The sequence below is a fragment of the Curtobacterium sp. GD1 genome (assembly GCF_020882855.1).
Taxonomy (GTDB): Bacteria; Actinomycetota; Actinomycetes; order Actinomycetales; family Microbacteriaceae; genus Curtobacterium.
Genome location: NZ_JAFEVQ010000010.1, coordinates 1 through 18,853, shown reverse-complemented (window position 1 = coordinate 18,853; position 18,853 = coordinate 1). Strand labels below are relative to the sequence as shown.

The following is an 18,853-nucleotide window of genomic DNA, read 5'->3' as shown; positions in this document are numbered from 1 at the left end:
TGCTCCTCCACAGCGCCACGGCGCGCCCGGGTCTCCACGGACGGCACGTTCCGGGGAACGCGGAGGCGCTCGCCGGGTAGCGTCGGCTCCGTGGCCACTGCAGACCGACCCCGCCGACCGAAGATCGGGCGCATCCCGATCACCGAGCTCGCCCCCACGACGCCCAACGGGTTCCCCGGCAAGGCGTTCGACGGCGAGGTGATCACGTTCGGTGCGACCGTCTTCCGCGAAGGGCACGGTGTCATCGGCGCCGACCTCGTCCTGGAACGACCGGACGGCGGCACCAGGACCGTCCCGATGGTGCTCGTCGCCCCGGGCACCGACCGCTACGAGGCGACCGTCCAGGTCGACCACACCGGTGTGTGGACGTGGCACGTCGAGTCCTACGCCGACGACTGGTCGTCCTGGCTGCACGGTGCCCGCCTGAAGATCGCCGCGGGCGTCGACACCGAGGCCACGCTGCTCGACGGAGCGGCGCTCCTCGACCGACTCGCCGACGAGACCGACTCCCCCGCCGCCACGCGTGCGGCGGCGCGCATCCGCGACACCGACCTCGACCCGGCCGAACGACTCGCCGCCGTCGACGACCCGCGCATCACGGGCGAGGTCGAAGAAGCGCCGCTCACCTCGCTCCGGACGCACTCGCCCACGCAGTTGCTCGACGTCGAGCGCACCCGCGCCGGTGTCGGCGCCTGGTACGAGTTCTTCCCCCGCAGCGAAGGCGCGAAGAAGAACCCCGACGGCTCGTGGAAGAGCGGCGACTTCCGCACCGCGGCCCGACGGCTCCCGGGCGTCGCGCGCATGGGCTTCGACGTGGTGTACCTCCCGCCGATCCACCCCATCGGCACGACCGCGCGCAAGGGCCCGAACAACACGCTCACCCCCGGCCCGCACGACCCCGGCAGCCCGTGGGCCATCGGCGGCCCCGACGGCGGGCACGACGCCATCCACCCGGACCTCGGCACCGAGGACGACTTCCGCGACTTCGTCGAGACGGCGAAGAACACCGGGATGGAGGTCGCGCTCGACTTCGCCCTGCAGTGCTCGCCCGACCACCCCTGGGTCACCGAGCACCCCGAGTGGTTCACAGTGCGCGCGGACGGCTCCATCGCCACGGCCGAGAACCCGCCGAAGCGCTACCAGGACATCTACCCGATCCAGTTCGACACCGACCCCGAGGGGCTCGTCGCCGAGGTCCTGCGGGTCCTGCGCCACTGGATCGCCCTCGGCATCCGCATCTTCCGCGTGGACAACCCGCACACCAAGCCGCTCTGGTTCTGGGAGCGGGTCATCCGCGAGATCCGCGACGAGCACCCCGACACCGTGTTCCTCGCCGAGGCGTTCACGCGCCCGGCGATGATGCGCGCCCTCGCCGAGGTCGGGTTCCAGCAGTCGTACTCGTACTTCACGTGGCGGAACTCGAAGGACGAGATCGCCGACTACTTCGACGAGCTCTCGCACGAGACGAGCGCGTACCTGCGTCCGAACCTGTTCGTGAACACGCCCGACATCCTCACCGAGTACCTGCAGTTCGGCGGCCGCGCCGGGTACAAGATCCGTGCGGCGCTCGCGGCCACCGGTGCGCCGACGTGGGGCATGTACTCCGGGTACGAGCTGTTCGAGGACGTCGCACGCCCCGGCTCGGAAGAGAACATCGACAACGAGAAGTACGAGTACAAGCCGCGTGACTTCGCCCTGGCCGAGGCCGAGGGTGCGAGCCTGGCGCCGTACGTGACGATGCTCAACCGCTTCCGGCAGGCGCACCCGGCGCTCCGCCAGCTCCGGAACCTGCACGTGCACGACGCCGAGGACCCGGCGATCGTCGTGTACTCCAAGCACCTGCCCGGACGGTTCATCCGCTCCGGGCGCGACGACACCGTGATCGTCGTCGCGAACGTCGACCCCCACTCGGCCCGTGAGACCACGGTCCACCTCGACCTCGCCGCCCTCGGCCTCGACCCGGAGCAGGCGTTCGACGTCCGCGACGTCGTGACCGGCCAGCGCTGGGTCTGGGGATCGTCGAACTACGTCCGCCTGGACGCGTTCCAGGAACCCGTGCACCTGCTCGTCGTGGAGGGACCCCACCGATGACCGACACCCACCCCGAGGACGACGCACCGACGGCAGCGCCGAACGACCGGGGGCAGGGGCCGAGCGTTCCGCCGGTGCCGCCGCCCCCGCCGCCCGTGCTGCCCCGCCGCATGCCGGCCGACACCCCGCGCCCGACGCACCCGGCGCAGCACGTCGCACCGGAGACGCCGGCAGCCGGAGGACCGCGTCCGTCGGCATCGCCGGAGCCTGCGACCCCCCGCTACGAGCCACGTGTCTCGGCGCCCGGCGAGGACCTGCCGGGTGCACCCCCGGCCCGACGGGAAGCGCCGGACCGCGACGTCGCCGAATCGGCCACGCTCGCCGGACACGCGTCCGACGCGGCCCACCCGCGCCACGTCACGGTCGAGGCGGTCGAGTCCGTCGAGCGGTCCGCGGCCGCCGGTGACGGCACAGGAGGCGCGACCGGCGTCACGACGTCGGCCGACGCGGGCGACACGGACGGCCCCGGCGACGGGGCGGACGCGCCGACCAGCGAAGGCGGCAGCCCGCTCGCCGCGACGAGCGAGGCGGGGTCGACCCGCGCCTCCCGTCCGACCGACACCACGCCGGGGACGACCGGCCCGCGTCCCGCCCCCGTCGAGGAGTGGCTCCGCCAGCAGGTCGCCGAGGCCCGCTGGTCCCAGCCCCACGACGTCCTCGGACCGCACCCCGTCGACGGCGGCACGAGCGTCCGTGTGGTCCGCCACCTCGCGACCGCCGTGCGGATCGTCCGACCGGACGGCGACGACGTCGAGCTCACGCACGAGGGTGACGGCCTCTGGGCCGGCGCGACCCCCGGCGAGCTCGGACGGTACCGGGTCGAGGCCGACTACGACCCGGACCCGTCGACCGACAGCGACGACATCACCTGGACGACCGACGACGCCTACCGGTTCCCCCCGACGATCGGCGAGCTCGACCTGCACCTCTTCGGCGAGGGCCGTGACGAGCAGCTGTGGCACCACCTCGGCGCGCACGTCACCACGGTCGACGGCGTGGACGGCGTCTCGTTCACGCTCTGGGCCCCGCGGGCGACCGCAGCCCGGGTGATCGGTGACTTCGAGGGCTGGGAAGGCCGCACCACCGCGATGCGTCGCCTGACCGACCTCGGTGTCTGGGAGCTGTTCTGGCCCGGCGCCCTCGTCGGTCAGCGGTACAAGTTCCAGCTCCTCACCGACTCCGGCTGGGTGGAGCGGGCCGACCCGTTCGCCCGGCGGACCGAGGTCCCGCCGCTGACCGCCTCCGTGATCGACGAGTCGCACCACGAGTGGTCCGACGGCGACGCGCAGTGGATGGAGCACCGGGCACGGACGACCACGCACGACCGTCCGATGAGCGTCTACGAGGTCCACCTCGGTTCGTGGCGTCCGGGGCTGTCCTACCGCGAGGTCGCCGACCAACTCATCGGCCACGTCCAGTACACGGGCTTCACCCACGTGCAGTTCCTGCCGCTCGCCGAGCACCCCTTCGGCGGATCGTGGGGCTACCAGGTCACGGGCTACTACGCCCCGACTGCCCGGTTCGGCTCCCCCGACGACCTCCGGTACCTCGTCGACCGGCTGCACTCCGCCGGCATCGGCGTGATCATGGACTGGGTCCCCGGGCACTTCCCGAAGGACGAGTGGGCGCTGGCGAAGTTCGACGGCTACGCGCTGTTCGAGCACCCGGACCCCCGCCGTGGCGAGCAGCTCGACTGGGGCACCTACGTGTTCGACTTCGGGCAGCCGCAGGTCCGCAACTTCCTCGTCGCGAACGCGCTCTACTGGCTCGAGGAGTTCCACATCGACGGGCTCCGCGTGGACGCCGTCGCCTCGATGCTGTACCTCGACTACTCGCGCACCGAGTGGCTGCCGAACATCCACGGCGGACGCGAGAACCTCGAGGCGATCTCCTTCCTGCAGGAGACGAACGCCACCGCGTACAAGCGCTACCCGGGCATCGTGATGATCGCCGAGGAGAGCACCTCGTGGCCGGGCGTCACGCAGCCGACCAGCGCGGGCGGTCTCGGGTTCGGCCAGAAGTGGAACATGGGCTGGATGCACGACACCCTGCAGTACATCGAGCGCGACCCGGCGTACCGGAGCTACCACCACGACGAGATCACCTTCTCGTTCGTGTACGCGTTCAGCGAGCAGTTCACCCTGCCGATCAGCCACGACGAGGTCGTGCACGGCAAGGGATCGCTCTACGGCAAGATGCCCGGCGACGAGTGGCAGAAGCTCGCGAACGTGCGGGCCTACCTCGCGTTCATGTGGGCGCACCCCGGCAAGCAGCTGCTCTTCATGGGGCAGGAGTTCGCCCAGCCCAGCGAGTGGTCCGAGGCGCGCGGGCTGGACTGGTGGCTCCTCGACGACCCGGGGCACCGCGGAGTGCAGGACCTCGTGTCCTCGCTCAACCGGGTGTACCGCGAGACGCCGGCGCTCTGGACGCACGACGCCACGGCCGACGGCTTCGAGTGGATCGAGGGTGGCGACGCACCGCACTCGACGCTCGGGTTCCTGCGGAAGGACGGCGACGACCGGCTCGCGGTGTTCGTGAACTTCTCCGGCGTGCCGGTCGAGCGACGCTTCGGGTTGCCGGCGGCCGGTGCCTGGCACGAGGTCCTGAACACCGATGCCGCGGAGTACGGCGGGTCGGGCGTGGGGAACCTCGGCGTGGTCACGGCCGAGGACACCCCGTGGGCGGGGCGTCCGGCGTCCGCGCACCTCGTGGTGCCGCCGCTCGGCGCGGTCTGGCTGAAGCTGGCGCGCTAGCCCCGCGCACACGACGGACGGGAGGCGCGGTGCCGGCTGGCACCGCGCCTCCCGTCCGTCGTGCGGTCGCGTCCCGGACGCGACCACGACCGCGGCGCAGGACCACGGTGTGGAACCACGAAACCGACATCGAACCAGGGTGCGACCCTGGTTCGACGTCGGTTTCGTGGTTCGACGCCTGCGTCGGCGCTCAGTACAGCGCGCTCGCCAGACGCCGGCGCGCGGCGACCACGCGCGGGTCCTCGGTGCCGATCAGCTCGAAGTACTCGACGAGCCGCACGCGGAGCGCCTCGCGCTCGTCCCCGAACACCGTCGGGACGAGGTCGAGCAGCCGGCCGAACGCGTCGTCGACGTGCCCGCCGGAGATGTCGAGGTCGGCGACCGCGAGCTGCGCCTGCACGTCGGAGGGCCCGGCGGCCGCAGCAGCCCGGATGTCGTCCGCGGTGCGACCGTTCAGCCGGTCGAGCAGCGACACCTGTGCGAGCCCGGCGACGGCCATCTGGTCGTGCGGGTCCTGCGCGATCGCGGTCTTGTACTCCTGGATCGCGGTGGCGTAGTCGCCCTGCTCGATCGCGTCGTACGCGGCCTGGTGGTGCGGCGGCAGCGGCTCCGGCTCGGACTCGCCCTGCTCGACGGCGTCGGCCGGGGCCGCTCCGTCGACCGTGACGCGGCCGGAGACACCGTTCTCGGCGGCAGCGGCGAGGACCTGCTCGTAGACGTCGCGGACCTGCGCCTCGGGCAGCGCACCGACGAAGAGCCCGAGGGGGCGTCCGCCGATGAGCGCGGCCACGGTCGGGATCGACTGCGCCTGGAACGCCTGCACGAGCTGCGGGTTCGTGTCGGCGTCGACCTTCGCGAGCAGCACGCGGCCGTCGTACTCGGCGGTGAGCTGCTCGAGGATCGGCGAGAGCTGCTTGCACGGCCCGCACCACTCGGCCCAGATGTCGACGATCACGGGGACGATCGTGGAGAGCTGCAGGACGTCCTGGAAGGTCTGGTCGGTGACGTCGAGGACGAGCGACGGGACGGTCAGGTCGGCACCGGTCTCGCTGCCGGGAGCACCGGCGGCGACGCCGGACCCGGGGCCGCCGGCAGCGGCACCGCCGGGCTGGGGCGGCCGCTGGGCGCGGTCCACCAGGGACGACAGGTCGACGGCTCCGCGGAGACCGGACGGGGTCGGGGGGACGTTGGTCATTGCACCTCACTCGCTGCTGTCAGGCCCTGCGTGAACCCGAGCAGGACCACTTTGTCATCGGTGCCCACCGGGGGCACGTAGAAGAGCAGCTGCACGCCGTAGGTCGCGCTGATGCCCTTCGTGCTGGAGTCGACACCGGAGAGCGCCTTCACAGCACCCTCGGTGTTCACCTCGGCGCCGGCCGCGGTGGGCGTGACCTTCTCGACCTCGTTCAGGTCGGCGGACACGAGCGCTCCGGCACCGTCCGTCGCGATCGCCACGGCGCTGTCGTCGGGGACCTCGGACGAGTACTCGATCTTCGCGGTGTCCGGCAGCGACTCGGACTTCTTGTCCTTGTAGGCCTTGCCGATGGTCGACCGGAGGCCGTCGCCGTCCGCCTGGAACAGCGACGCGTACGAGCTGTCCTTGTCCTTCGAGAGGATGTCGCCGTACGCCTTCGCGATCTCGTCGGGTGCGATGGCGAGCAGCTTCGTGTTCGACGCGAGCAGGGCGGCGCCGATCGACGTGGGCGCGAGGCTCGGGATCTTCGCCGCCGCCTCGAGCGAGACGTCGTAGGCGACCTTGTAGTCGTCGCGGGCGGAGTCCTGCACGAGCGTCAGCGCCTGCGGGGCCGACTTCGCGTCGCAGTCCTCGGCGACGACCGCGAACACGGTACGCGGCCACGAGTCGGTCTGCTGCGGCAGCGCCACGCACACCTGCTCCCCCGAGATCGTCGGCGGGGCGTCGACGTCCGAGTCCTTGCCGCGGATCGTGTAGTTCGCCGCGCGCAGGTCGAGGGCCGCACCGGTGAAGCGCTGCTCGGCGAGCTTCGCGTCGCGAGCGTCGTCGGCACGCTTCGCCACGTACGCGACCCGCTGGACGATCCGGGTGATCTGCTGCTTCGTGGCGGCGGTCGGCTCGGCCTGCGCAGCCGTCCCGGTCGCCGTCGCGGTGGGCGTCGGGCTGGCCGCGGACGCCCCCTGCGGCCAGTAGTCGGACGAACAGCCGGCGAGACCGAGGGCCCCGACGAGCAGGACCGGGATCGCCACGAACGCCCGGCGGCCGCGACGACCGCGGACCGGTACCTGGGCGCCGGCGGCCGCGGCCCGGCGTGAGGCACGCACGCGCGGCGGACGGGAGCCCCCGCTGCGGCGGCGCGGTCCGCGACCACGACGCTGGTGCACGAACGCCCAGACGAGCAGGACGATGCCGCCGACCAGGAACACGCCACCGGCGACGAGGAGCGGACCGACCGACGGCGTCGCGGTGTCGCGCGGCCACGTGACCGAGACGTCGCTCGGGGCCGCGGCCGTACCGTCGCCGACGATGATCACGCTGACGTCCTCGGGCAGACGGACCGTGAACTGTCCGGCACTGTCGTACTCCTGGTACCAGAGGTCGCTTCCCGCGGGGTCCGGCACGGTGGACTCGGAGCCGGTCGTGCGGCCGACGAGCTTCGCCTGCTCGGCGTCGAACCGCATCGTCGTGTGCTTCGCGTCGCCGATCCAGGCGTCGACGTCGCTCGTCTTGCCGTAGGCCGCGAACACCTTGCCCGAGCCGGAGACGTTGATGCGCTGGTAGCCGGGGTTGGCGTTGAGCGTCGAGCCCGGGATCACGGTGACCGGGGCGGAGCTCTTCGAGGACGATGCCGCGACGAGCGACGACGGTGGCTCGAACACGGTCCGCTGGCCGACCGCGAGGGCGACGAGCAGCAGCCCGATGACGAAACTGACGATCGCCAGGACGAATCGCACGGATCTTCTCCCTACCGCGCCGGGGTGGGGGTGTCGGCGCGCGAATCAGCGCTCCAGGATAGCGAGGGAGTCTGGACGCCGCATCCCCCACCGCTGTCCGCGGTCACAGCCCACCGTCTCCGCACGCCACTACAATCGTGCCGGGCCTTCCCTGTGCCCTCCGCCGAGCACCCAGGAGCGAACACGTGGCGAACGACGAGGCAGAGTTCGGGACCGAGCTGCGCGGGTACCGCCGCGAAGACGTGGACCGCTCGCTGAACGATCTGCGCCGCGAGCTCATCAAGTCGAACAACGACCGGGCCGACGCCGCGAAGGAGATCCGCCTCCTGCAGGCGCGCGTCTCCGAGCTGCAGGGCGAGCTCGACGAGGCCGGCACCCCCACGTACAGCGGACTCGGCACCCGTCTCGAGTCGACCCTCCGCGTCGCTGAGGAACAGTCCACGCGGCTCATCAGCCAGGCCGACATCGACGCGCAGCGGCTCCGCGCCTCGAGCCGTGCCGAGGCCGACCGCACCCTGCGCGAGGCGCAGGACGAAGCCCGCGACACGCTCGAGGACGCCCGCACCCGGTCGACGAACGAGCTCACCCGTGCCCGCGCCGAGTCGGCCGACACCGTCGAACGCGCCCGCGCCGAGGCCGGGCTCCTGACGCAGGACGCCCGCAACGAGGCCGCCGCGATCCGCGGTGCCGCCGTGACCGAGGCGGCCGAGGTCCGCTCGGTCGCGATCCGCGAGACGAACGCTCTGCGCGCCCAGGTCGAGCACGAGGTCGCCGAGCTCCGCGAGATCACCCAGCGCGAGTCCGCCGAGGCCCGTCGCGCCGCCGCCGACCTCGTCCGCGAGACCGAGCACCGCCGCAGCGTGTTCGAGGCCGACCACGCCCGCCGTGTCGAGGACCTCGACCGCGACGAGACCACCCGCCGCGACGCCCTCGAGCGCGAGATCGCCGAGGGTCGCGCCGCCTGGCACCGTGAACGCGACGACGAGCAGCAGGCCCACGCGCTCGAGCTCGAGACCGGACGCGCCGACCTCGCCGCCGAGGTCGACCGCCGTCGCGCCGAGCTCGACGCCGAGCTCGGCGACCGCCGCCGTGTCCTCGACGAGGAACTCGCGGCCGCCCGCGCCGAGTGGGACCGCGAACTCGCCTCGGCCCGCGCCGCGCTCGAGCAGGAGATCGAGGCCGCACGCGCCCAGCTCCGCGTCGACGAGGAGCAGACCCGCACCGAGAACGCCCGGCTGGTGCAGGAGACCGCGGACCGCATCGCCCGCGAACTCGACGAGCACGCGACGCGCATCGAGCGGGAGCGCGCCGAGGCCGAGGCGACCGCGGAACGCGCCGCCCGCGAGCACGAGAACGAACTCGCCGCCCGCCGCGAACGCGAACACGCCGAGGTCGACACCGAGATCGCCGACCGCCGCACCGCCGAGCTCGGCACGCTCGAGGCCGAGCGCACGGCGCTCCGGCAGGAGATCGACACGGCCCGTGCCGACCTCACCCGCGAGCGCGACGAGGTCCGTGCCGAGATCGCCCGCGAACGCGACGAGGCCCGCACGACCCTCGAGTCGGAACTCGCCGCCCGACGTGACGACGCCGAGCAGGACTACCTGCAGAAGCACCACGACACCGTCACCGAGACGCAGAAGTACCTCGACGAGGCGAACCTGCAGCTCGCCGAGGCGACGCGCCGCGCGACCGAGGCACGCGAACGGGCCGAGCGCCTCCAGCAGGAGGCTGACGACCTCGAGCGCTCCAGCACCTCGGACGCGCAGGAGCACGCACGTACGATCGTCGCGGACGCCCAGGACCGCGTGCACAAGATGATCGCTGACGCCGAGGAGCGCACCGCCGGCATCATCGCCGAGTCCGAGGACCGCCTCGCGGCCATCCGGACCGAACGCGACGCCGTCGCCGGCTACCTCGAGAACCTCCGCGGGGTCCTGACCAACGCGACCGGCCTGCTCGGCGCCGCACCGTCGGTCGACGCCGCGGAGCCGGCCGAGCTCGTGATCGAGCCCGACGACGAGTCGGTCACCGACGACGAGGACGCGACCACGCGCTGAGCGTCGGCCGGTCCAGGAGGCGCGACCCGCGCCTCCTGGACCGGCCCGCGTCGGCGACGCGACCCGTTCCCCGCGACCCGGCCCGTCCGTCAGTCGGCGACGTGCGTCGGCAGCGGTGCACTGCCCGGCACGACGAGGTCCGCGACCGCGTCGAGCACGATCCGGACGTACTTCTCCCCCACCCAGAGGTGCTTCGCCCCCTCCACCGGGACGACACGGACGTTCGGCGCGATGGCGAAGCGACGTGCCGCCTCGTCCGGCTGCAGGAAGTCGTCGTGCTCGGGGACGAGGGCCACGACGGGGACGGACACCTCCGCCCAGCGCGCGATCTCGTCGTCGGTGGTGCGGTGCAGCGGCGGCGAGAGCAGGACGACACCGGCGACCCGGCCGGCCTCGACGTGCTCGAGCGCGTGCTTGAGGATCACCTCGGTGCCGAACGACCACCCGACGAGCCACGGTGTCGGCAGACCGCGGTCGACGACGTCCGTGACGGCGGCGCGCAGGTCGAACCCCTCGGAGACGCCGTCGCCGAAGACGCCCTCGGACGTGCCGCGCGGGGACGTCACCGAGCGGAAGTTGAACCGGAGCACCGCGATGTCGGCGAGGGCCGGGAGCCGGGCCGCCGCCTTCTTCAGCACGTGCGAGTCCATGAAACCGTGCGCGGTCGGCAGCGGGTGCAGCGTGACGATCGTGCCGCGAGCAGCGTGCTCCAGCGGCTCGGCGAGCTCTCCGACCAGGGTGAGGTGGTCGTCCGTGACGAGCTCGATGTCGGTGCGTCGGGCCGGCAGCTCGGTGTTCGACCGGATCTCGGTGGTCATGCGATGCTCCAGCAGTGGTTGTGCCAGTGGCGGCGGGACGCCAGGTCGGCCTCGTCCCCGAGGACCCCGTCGGCACGCCAGACGACGACGTGCGCCACGCCGGGCAGCACCGTGCCGCCGCAGCCCGGGCAGATGTACTCCTTCTGCGCCGAGGCGGCGGAGATGGGCTGCACGAGGTACTCACGGCCGCGGCGCACCTCGGTGCGCTTCCACGAGCTCATCATCCGGTCGAGACCGGTGGGCTCGTCGTCCTGCTCGGGACCGCGGCCCCGAGGGCGTCGCGGCCGGTTGCTCCGCGGCACCTGCGTTCAGCCGATCAGTACCAGTTGTTCGCGACGCTGTGGCCCCAGGCACCGCACGGCGTGCCGTAGACGCCGGAGATGTAGTTGAGGCCCCAGGTGATCTGCGTCGCCGGGTTCGTCTGCCAGTCAGCGCCGGCCGTGGCCATCTTGCTGCCGGGGAGCGCCTGCGGGATGCCGTAGGCACCGCTCGGGTTGTACGCGTTCACGCGCCAGCCCGACTCCTTGTTCCAGAGCGAGACGAGGCAGTTGTACTGGTCGGTCCCCCAGCCGCGCGCGGCCACCATCTCCTGCGCGATGGCCTGGGCGCTGCCCGGGTCCGGCGTCGCAGCGGTCGCCGCGAGGGTGTTCGAGGCGCTCACCGAGGCGGTCTCGTCCGTGGCGGTGTCCGCGTCGGCATCCGTGGTCTCGGTCTCGGTCTTCGGCTTCTCGACGACCTTGGGCTTCGGGAGCGTCACGCCGTACGCGTCGCGGGAGACGTCGAACGCGGCGTAGGTGCCGTGCGCCGTGTACTCCTGCGGGGCCGCCGGCGCCTTGACGAGCACCGGAGCGGAGACCGCTGCCTGGGCCACGTCGGGCTGCAGCGGGTTGAACAGCGAGCCGACGACGATGCCGGACACCGCGAAGAAGGACAGCACCGGCACCGCAGCGCGCTTGCGCACGAAGGTGTTCATGCTCTGCGGGGACGACGACGGCTTCGCGGCTGCGGCGACCGCACGGGCACGACGCTGCTTGACGATGCGGGGGTCGGCAGGGGTGGCGGGCACCGCGTGGGCGACCGACGCCTGCGCGTCCGTCGTGTCCGACACGCGGTTCGCCGCGACCGACTTGGGGGCGACGGCCGGAGCGGTCGGCACCGATGCCGTGACCACCGTCGGGTTCGCCGGGAGGACCGAGTTCTCCGCCGTGCGGGTTCGGTTCAGTGCCGCGCGGCGCTCACCGGCGGCCGTGAGGCCGAGGTGCTCGCGGGTATCGCGGTCGGAGCTGATGTCTGCCGTGTGCCTGCCCATGAGTTCGACCAGGATAACGGAACGATCACGGAAAGCGAAGCACCCGCCACCAGCGCGTCGTCAGCGGACAGCGAGCATGACCTCGACGACGGCGTCGAGCAGCGCGTCGACCTGTGCTTCGCGGTAGCCGCCGTGCTTCGGTCGGAAGACGATCGAGCGGACCTCGGTCAGGCTGAGCGGCTTGCCGTCGCGGAAGTAGCCCTCGAGCCGCTTCGCGAAGGCGTCGACGTCCTTCGGGTGGTACCCGGTGCCGAGGAAGCTGACGCGACCGAACCGCTGCCCGTCCGGACGCTCGAGACGCGCCACGACGTCGGAGGCCTTCGACCGGGCTTCGGCGTACCAGGCCTTCTGCCCGATGTCCGCGATCTCCCGCTCGCGCTCACGAGCCGCGAAGGCGTCCTCGAGCCGTTCGAGTGCGGCGTCGACGTGTGCGGTGGAGTAGCCGCCCTTGCGCATCGAGAAGGCGGTGGCCCGGATCTTCGCGGCCTCGATCGCCGGAGCGGTGTCGTTCGCCGTGTAGGCGCGGCGGGCGTCCTCGAGGAAGCGCTCGACCTCGTCGACGTCGTATCCGAGGGCGGAGCGGTCTGCGTTCGGGAAGGTGGTGGCCACGGCGACATTCTGCCAGGACCGGACCATGGTGTGACCTGGACGCGCTGGGGCGTGGGCCAGGGGTCCGTTCAGTGGTTGACGACGAGGTACAGCACGTAGGCGACGGCGGCGGACGGCAGGATGCTGTCGATGCGGTCGAGGAGTCCACCGTGCCCGGGCAGGAACGACGAGATGTCCTTGATGCCGAGGTCGCGCTTGATCATCGACTCGGTGAGGTCGCCGAGCGTGGCGGACCCGGAGATGAGCACGCCGAGGATGATGCCCGTCCACCAGGGCAGCCCGAGCATGAGCCACGAGACGAGGATGCCGACGATGATGCTGGCGGCGACCGAGCCGGCGAAGCCCTCCCACGTCTTCTTCGGGCTGATCCGCGGCGCCATCGGGTGCTTGCCGAGGTTGAGCCCGGTGGCGTACGCGCCGGTGTCGACCGCGACGACCACGAGGATGAAGCCGATCACCCAGAGCTGCCCGCTGGGCTGTGCCGCCAGCAGCACGACGCAGGCGCCGAGGAGCGTGATGTAGGCCTGCACGAACAAGCCGTTCGTGAGGTCCCGCACCACGTTGCCCGCGGCCGGCTTCGGACGCGCGATCGCGACCTCGACCAGGCGCCAGAGGCTGATGAACACGATGCCGCCGAGGAGCGTGAACAGCGCCGGGATCTGACCGCCGATGAACGCCGCCGGCACGATCGCCACACTGACGATGACGCTCGGGATGCGCGGCACGTCGCGCCCGGCGAACCGCATGGCGCTCGCGAGCTCGTAGACGCCGACGCCGAGCAGGAACGCCCCGACGACCATGAACGACGGCTTCCAGATGAGCAACGAGCCGAGCATCACGACCGCGAACGCCAGGGCGATCCCGATCGCGGCCGGCAGGTTGCGTCCGGTGCGCGCCGTCAGCGCCTCGTTGCGGGCGCCGAAGTCGGCCTTCCGCTGCCGGAGCTGCGCCTCGAAGTCGGTGCGTGCGGCTCGTGCGCGCGCGTCGAAGTCCTGACGCAGCCCCTTGGCGGAACGCTTCTCTGCTGTGGGGCGGTCACCGCCCTGGTCCGGACGGTGCATCAGACCTCGAGGAGTTCGGCTTCCTTCTTCTTCAGCGAGTCGTCGATCTGGTCGACGTGCTTCTTCGTCAGGGCTTCGAGGTCCTTGTCGCCACGGGAGATCTCGTCGTCCGAGATCTCGCCCTTCAGCGCGTCGAGGTCGTCCTTGGCCTTGCGGCGGATGTTGCGGATGACGACCTTGTGGTCCTCGCCCTTGCTCCGGACGAGCTTGACGAACTCCTTGCGGCGGTCCTGCGTGAGCTCCGGGATCGTCACGCGGACGATGTCACCGTCGTTCGTCGGGCTGGCGCCGAGGTTCGGGAACGTCGCGATCGCGCGCTCGATCTCCTTGAGCGCCGTCTTGTCGTACGGCGTCACGATGAGCGTGCGGGCCTCGGGGGTCTGCAGCGACGCGAGCTGCGCGAGCGGCGTCGGCGTGCCGTAGTACTCGACCGGGATCTTCTGGAAGAGCGCCGCGTTGATGCGGCCGGTGCGGACGGTCGAGAAGTCGTCCTTGGCGACCTCGACCGCCTTCGCCATCTTCTCGGTGGCTTCGGTCAGGACATCACTGATCACGGTGTTACTCCTTCGGTACTGGCGTCGAGTCTAGTCAGCGGACGGGGTCAGTTGCTGACCACCGTGCCGATGCGCTCGCCCCGGATCGCGGCGGCGACGTTGCCGTCGCCCTCCATGCCGAAGACGTGCATCGGCATGCCGTTGTCCATGCAGAGCGAGAACGCGGTGGCGTCGACGACCTTGAGGCCCTTCAGGAGCGCGTCCTGGTAGGTGACGTGGTGGAGCTTCTCCGCCGTGGCGTCCTTCTTCGGGTCCGCCGTGTAGACGCCGTCGACGCCGTTCTTGGCGACGAGGACCTCTTGCGCGTCGATCTCGAGGGCACGCTGCGCGGCGACCGTGTCGGTCGAGAAGTAGGGCAGGCCCGCCCCGGCACCGAAGATGACGATGCGCCCCTTCTCGAGGTGCCGCTCGGCACGCCGCGGGATGTACGGCTCGGCGACCTGGGTCATGCTGATCGCCGACTGCACCCGCGTGGCGGCTCCGGCCTGCTCGAGGAAGTCCTGCAGCGCGAGGGCGTTCATGACGGTCCCGAGCATGCCCATGTAGTCGGCGCGCCCGCGGTCCATGCCCCGCTGGGAGAGCTCGGCGCCGCGGAAGAAGTTCCCGCCGCCGACGACGATCGCGACCTCGACCTCCTGCGCGGCGACCGCGATCTCCTTCGCGATCGTGCTGATGACGTCCGGGTTCACACCGAGCGAACCGGCACCGAACGCCTCCCCCGACAGCTTCAGCAGGACCCGGCGGCGTCCGGTCTTCTCGTTCGTCATGTGGTCGCACCCTTCGTCGAATGTCTCGTGGGAATCTACCCGGCCGCAGCCGGTCCGGCGGAGGCGGGTCGCGCCTCCAGTCGGTGCTCGCGCGTGTCGGCGCGCGAAAACGGGGCCCGGAACCTGGTGGTTCCGAGCCCCGTCACGGGTTCGTTACGCGCCGACCTTGACGCGGGCGAAGCCCTGGATCGTGATGCCGGCGTTCTCGGCGGCCTTCGCGACGGAGATCTTGTTGTCCTTCGCGTAGTCCTGGTCGAGGAGCGCGACCTGCTTGCGGTAGGCGTTGAGGCGACCCTCGACGATCTTCGGCAGGGCGGCCTCCGGCTTGCCCTCCTCGCGCGTGATCGCCTCGACGGTCGCGCGCTCCTTCTCGATCGCCTCGGCCGGGATCTCGTCCCGCGTGAGGTAGGTCGGGTTCGCGAACGCGACGTGCTGCGCGATGGAACGGGCCTCGGCCGCGTCGGAGCCCGAGTAGGCGATGACGACGGCGATCTGCGGCGGGAGGTCCTGGCTGGTCTTGTGCAGGTAGACCTCGAAGGCGTCGCCCTCGACACGGGTGACCGTGCGGAGCGCGAGCTTCTCACCGAGCGCGGCGGCAGCCTCGTCGATGACCTCGGCGACCGTCTTGCCGTCCAGCGGCGCGGCGTTGCCGGACTCGACGTCGGCGGCACCGGCGGCGGCGACCGCGGCGACGACCTTGTCGGCGAGGGTGGTGAACTTCTCGTTCTTCGCGACGAAGTCGGTCTCGCTCGCGAGCTCGACGACGGTCGCGGCGCCACCGTCGGTCGACGCGACGACGACACCCTCGGAGGTCGCACGGTCGTCGCGCTTGGCGACGGCCTTCGCGCCCTTGATGCGGAGCAGCTCGACGGCCTTGTCGTAGTCGCCGTCGGCCTCGACGAGCGCGGTCTTCGCGTCCATCATGCCGGCCCCGAGTTCCTCGCGGAGCTTCTTCACGTCAGCAAGGCTGTAGTTGGCCATTGACTGGAGTCCTTTCTGGACTGAGCGTTTGTGGAGAGTGGAGCAGGGGCGCCGGACCGATCGGCCCGACGCCCCCGATGGTCACTCGGCGGGGGTGGTCTCCGCAGCGGCCTCGGCCTCGGCCGTCGGCTCTGCGTTCTTCGCGTCGTCGGCGATCGGCTCGCCGATCTCCTTCGCGGCGACCTGCGCGTCAGCGTCGTTCTCTTCGACCGGGGTCTCGGCCTCGGCGGCGGCGGGCGCCGCGGTCGCAGCCGCCGGCGCGGCGGTCTCGCCACCGAGGAGCTCCTGCTCCCACTCGGCGAGGGGCTCGGCCGCAGCCTCGTCGTCGCCACCGTTGTGGCGGGTCTTCAGGCCCTCGGCCGCGGCGTCGGCGACGATGCGGGTGAGGAGACCGACGGAGCGGATCGCGTCGTCGTTGCCCGGGATCGGGTACGTGATCTCGTCGGGGTCGCAGTTGGTGTCGAGGATGCCGATGATCGGGATACCGAGCTTCTGCGCCTCGTCGACGGCGAGGTGCTCCTTCTTGGTGTCGACGATCCAGAGCGCGCTCGGGGTCCGCGTGAGGTTGCGGATACCACCGAGGGTCTTGTGGAGCTTGTCCAGCTCGCGCTTCTTGATGAGGAGCTCCTTCTTGGTGAAGCCCTTCGTCGTGTCGTCGAAGTCGATCTCCTCGAGCTCCTTCATGCGCGCGAGGCGCTTGGAGACCGTCTGGAAGTTCGTGAGCAGACCGCCGAGCCAACGCTGGTTGACGTACGGCTGGCCGACGCGGGTCGCCTGCTCGGCGATGGAGCCCTGGGCCTGCTTCTTGGTGCCCACGAAGAGGATCGTGCCACCGTGCGCGACCGTCTCCTTGACGAAGTCGTACGCGCGGTCGATGAAGGCCAGCGACTGCTGCAGGTCGATGATGTGGATGCCGGAGCGCTCGGCGAGGATGAATCGCTTCACCTTCGGGTTCCACCGACGGGTCTGGTGTCCGAAGTGGACGCCGCTGTCGAGCAGCTGGCGGATGGTGACGACGGCCATGTGCCGTCCTCCTTCTGTCTTCTCGGCGCGCAGCCGTGCTCTCGCACGTCGCTGCGGACCTGTTGCGGTTGTGTCGATCACGACCGTCGGTCGTGGTCCCTGGTGCCCTGGCACGCGACCGCCCGCTCGTGAGAGCGAGACCGATGGTCGGGTGCCGCGCCGGTGACGGCGCTGTGGACACGCGAAGTCAGCGCGCCGGAGCGCACTGCTGAGGAGATGTTAGCAGACGGTGGACGCACAGGAGGCGCGGTGCGGGTCGGACCCGCACCGCGCCTCCTGGACGGTGGTGACGCTGGTGCGTCAGGCCTTGGCGTCCACCGTGTCGCCCTCGGCCGTGATGCCCATCTCCTCGAGGGAGCGGCCCTTGGTCTCCGGGATCTTCGCGATGACGAAGAACAGGGAGAGCAGGGCGAACAGCGCGTAGATGCCGTAGGTCACGGTCAGGTTGAAGCCGGACAGGACGGGGAACGTGATGGTGACGAGGAAGTTCGCGATCCAGTTCGCCGCGGACCCGATGCCGAGTGCCGTCGCACGGATGCGGTTCGGGAACATCTCACCGAGCAGGACCCACATGAGCGGACCCCACGTGGCACCGAACGACACGACGAAGAGGTTCGCGAAGATCAGCGCGATGACGCCCCACGCACCGGGGAGGTTCGGCTCGCCGTTCACGATCGTCGCCTGCGAGAACGCGATCGCGACCATCAGCAGCGACACGAACATGCCCGTCGAACCCGCGATGAGCAACGGCTTCCGACCGAGCTTGTCCACCGTGAAGATCGCGATGAAGGTGACGGCGACGTTCACGACCGAGGTGATGGTCGAGATGAGGAAGGACTGGTCCTCCTTGAAGCCGACCGCCTGCCAGAGCGTCGTCGAGTAGTAGAAGATCACGTTGATGCCGACGAACTGCTGCAGCACCGCGAGGATGATGCCGACCCAGACGATCGGCTGGAGTCCGAAGCGGTTGCCCCGGATGGAGCCCTTCTTCTCGCTGGCCTCCTTCTTGATGCCGTCCTGGATCTCCTCGAGGCTGGTGTTCACCGTGTCGCGCGGCACGATCTTGCCCATCACCTCGCGCGCGTCGTCCGTCCTGCCCTTGGCGAGGAGGAAGCGCGGCGATTCGGGGAGCGTGATGGCGAGGACGCCGTACACGACCGAGGGGATCACGCCGACCAGGAACATCCAGCGCCACGCGGCGAGGCCGAGCACCTGCTCCGAGGCGCCGCCGGCGGTCACCGCGAAGAGCTGGTCGGACAGGAGTGCGGCGAAGATACCGAGCGTGATCGCGAGCTGCTGGAACGAGGCCAGGCGACCGCGGATGGCCTTCGGCGAGACCTCGGAGATGTACGCCGGCGCGATGACCGACGCGGTGCCGATGCCCAGACCGCCGACGAGGCGCCAGATCACGAGGTCCCAGGTGGCGAACGCGAACGCGCTGCCGATCGAGCTCACGAAGAACAGGACGGCGGCCCAGAACATGACGCGCGTGCGACCCCAGCGGTCCGCGAGGCGGCCGGCGAAGTAGGCGCCGAACGCGCAGCCGATGAGTGCCGAGGCGACGGCGAAGCCGCTCGCGGCCTCGGACAGGCCGAACTCGCCCTTGATTGCCTCGACCGCACCGTTGATGACGGACGAGTCGAATCCGAAGAGGAAGCCGCCGACCGCTGCCGCGATGGCGAACAGCGTGACCTTCCCCTTGAAGGCACGGTCTTCGCCGTGCTGCGTTGTCGCGTTCGACACGATGCTCCAGGTTTCCCGCCGCCGTGCGGGATGCTGCACGGTGCCCCGGCGGTCGGCTGGTTCGCCGTCCGAGCGGCGTTGCGTGTTCCGGAGCGGCCCCGACTGTACTACCGGATCGGGCGCGGGGGCCAACCGGGCGCGCGGGCGCGGTTGGCC

The 18,853-nt window shown here is 71.0% G+C and carries 15 protein-coding genes; 3 read left to right on the top strand and 12 right to left on the bottom strand.

All coding sequences use genetic code 11. The features are described from left to right. Window positions 1–90: 90 nt before the first annotated feature. Window positions 91–2,091, top strand: a complete 2,001-nt coding sequence (locus JSX79_RS07170; RefSeq protein WP_229085591.1) for an alpha-1,4-glucan--maltose-1-phosphate maltosyltransferase — start codon at window positions 91–93, stop codon at window positions 2,089–2,091. 110 nt (window positions 2,092–2,201) lie between these two features. Next, window positions 2,202–4,844 (top strand): 1,4-alpha-glucan branching protein GlgB, encoded by a 2,643-nt coding sequence (glgB, locus tag JSX79_RS07165; RefSeq protein ID WP_374475068.1) that lies wholly within the window; start codon window positions 2,202–2,204, stop codon window positions 4,842–4,844. 190 nt (window positions 4,845–5,034) lie between these two features. Here glgB and JSX79_RS07160 read toward each other — a convergent pair whose 3' ends face one another. Together JSX79_RS07160 and JSX79_RS07155 are read right to left on the bottom strand one after the other, a co-directional pair. After that, window positions 5,035–6,039 (bottom strand): tetratricopeptide repeat protein, encoded by a 1,005-nt coding sequence (locus JSX79_RS07160; protein ID WP_229085589.1) that lies wholly within the window; start codon window positions 6,037–6,039, stop codon window positions 5,035–5,037. After that, window positions 6,036–7,772, bottom strand: a complete 1,737-nt coding sequence (locus JSX79_RS07155) for a hypothetical protein (protein WP_229085588.1) — start codon at window positions 7,770–7,772, stop codon at window positions 6,036–6,038. Before JSX79_RS07155 ends, JSX79_RS07160 begins: the two co-directional genes overlap by 4 nt. A gap of 185 nt (window positions 7,773–7,957) precedes the next feature. Here JSX79_RS07155 and JSX79_RS07150 point away from each other — a divergent pair, with 185 nt between their 5' ends. Beyond that, entirely contained in the window at window positions 7,958–9,832 is a 1,875-nt protein-coding gene (locus JSX79_RS07150; protein WP_229085587.1) for a hypothetical protein, read from the top strand. Window positions 9,833–9,921: 89 nt separating this feature from the next. Here JSX79_RS07150 and JSX79_RS07145 read toward each other — a convergent pair whose 3' ends face one another. The 10 genes from JSX79_RS07145 to JSX79_RS07100 all read right to left on the bottom strand — a co-directional run bounded on the left by JSX79_RS07145 (window position 9,922) and on the right by JSX79_RS07100 (window position 18,697). Continuing rightward, window positions 9,922–10,650 carry an alpha/beta hydrolase gene (locus JSX79_RS07145; protein WP_229085586.1) on the bottom strand — a complete coding sequence of 243 codons (729 nt, stop codon included), beginning with the start codon at window positions 10,648–10,650 and terminating at the stop codon, window positions 9,922–9,924. After that, on the bottom strand, window positions 10,647–10,952 hold the full coding sequence (locus tag JSX79_RS07140) for a hypothetical protein (RefSeq protein ID WP_070416388.1): 306 nt from the start codon (window positions 10,950–10,952) through the stop codon (window positions 10,647–10,649). The genes JSX79_RS07145 and JSX79_RS07140 overlap by 4 nt, the downstream gene beginning before the upstream one ends. Before the next feature lie 14 nt (window positions 10,953–10,966). Further along, window positions 10,967–11,623: a transglycosylase SLT domain-containing protein gene (locus JSX79_RS07135; protein WP_374475066.1), complete on the bottom strand. Its 657-nt coding sequence runs from the start codon at window positions 11,621–11,623 to the stop codon at window positions 10,967–10,969. Window positions 11,624–12,019: 396 nt separating this feature from the next. Then, complete coding sequence (locus JSX79_RS07130) at window positions 12,020–12,568, bottom strand: DivIVA domain-containing protein (RefSeq protein WP_070419098.1); 549 nt, start codon at window positions 12,566–12,568, stop codon at window positions 12,020–12,022. Between the two features lie 68 nt (window positions 12,569–12,636). Further along, complete coding sequence (locus JSX79_RS07125) at window positions 12,637–13,629, bottom strand: phosphatidate cytidylyltransferase (protein ID WP_175473642.1); 993 nt, start codon at window positions 13,627–13,629, stop codon at window positions 12,637–12,639. Then, the gene (gene frr / locus JSX79_RS07120) at window positions 13,629–14,183 is read right to left on the bottom strand and encodes a ribosome recycling factor (RefSeq protein ID WP_070416389.1); all 555 of its coding nucleotides are present in this window, start codon (window positions 14,181–14,183) and stop codon (window positions 13,629–13,631) included. Before frr ends, JSX79_RS07125 begins: the two co-directional genes overlap by 1 nt. Before the next feature lie 47 nt (window positions 14,184–14,230). Continuing rightward, complete coding sequence (pyrH, locus tag JSX79_RS07115; protein WP_070416390.1) at window positions 14,231–14,950, bottom strand: UMP kinase; 720 nt, start codon at window positions 14,948–14,950, stop codon at window positions 14,231–14,233. A 153-nt stretch (window positions 14,951–15,103) separates the two neighbouring features. After that, window positions 15,104–15,931: a translation elongation factor Ts gene (gene tsf / locus JSX79_RS07110; RefSeq protein ID WP_071296161.1), complete on the bottom strand. Its 828-nt coding sequence runs from the start codon at window positions 15,929–15,931 to the stop codon at window positions 15,104–15,106. Between the two features lie 81 nt (window positions 15,932–16,012). Then, window positions 16,013–16,954, bottom strand: a complete 942-nt coding sequence (gene rpsB / locus JSX79_RS07105; RefSeq protein WP_229085584.1) for a 30S ribosomal protein S2 — start codon at window positions 16,952–16,954, stop codon at window positions 16,013–16,015. Between the two features lie 300 nt (window positions 16,955–17,254). Further along, window positions 17,255–18,697: a sugar porter family MFS transporter gene (locus JSX79_RS07100; RefSeq protein WP_071296160.1), complete on the bottom strand. Its 1,443-nt coding sequence runs from the start codon at window positions 18,695–18,697 to the stop codon at window positions 17,255–17,257. Window positions 18,698–18,853 lie beyond the last annotated feature (156 nt).

Bases quoted from the DNA above. Each gene is read 5' to 3' on its own strand.
- glgB (WP_374475068.1), top strand. From the start codon at position 2,202: ATGCCGGCCGACACCCCGCGCCCGACGCACCCGGCGCAGCACGTCGCA.
- JSX79_RS07160 (WP_229085589.1), bottom strand. From the start codon at position 6,039: ATGACCAACGTCCCCCCGACCCCGTCCGGTCTCCGCGGAGCCGTCGAC.
- JSX79_RS07145 (WP_229085586.1), bottom strand. From the start codon at position 10,650: ATGACCACCGAGATCCGGTCGAACACCGAGCTGCCGGCCCGACGCACC.
- JSX79_RS07135 (WP_374475066.1), bottom strand. From the start codon at position 11,623: ATGAACACCTTCGTGCGCAAGCGCGCTGCGGTGCCGGTGCTGTCCTTC.
- JSX79_RS07125 (WP_175473642.1), bottom strand. From the start codon at position 13,629: ATGCACCGTCCGGACCAGGGCGGTGACCGCCCCACAGCAGAGAAGCGT.
- pyrH (WP_070416390.1), bottom strand. From the start codon at position 14,950: ATGACGAACGAGAAGACCGGACGCCGCCGGGTCCTGCTGAAGCTGTCG.
- tsf (WP_071296161.1), bottom strand. From the start codon at position 15,931: ATGGCCAACTACAGCCTTGCTGACGTGAAGAAGCTCCGCGAGGAACTC.
- rpsB (WP_229085584.1), bottom strand. From the start codon at position 16,954: ATGGCCGTCGTCACCATCCGCCAGCTGCTCGACAGCGGCGTCCACTTC.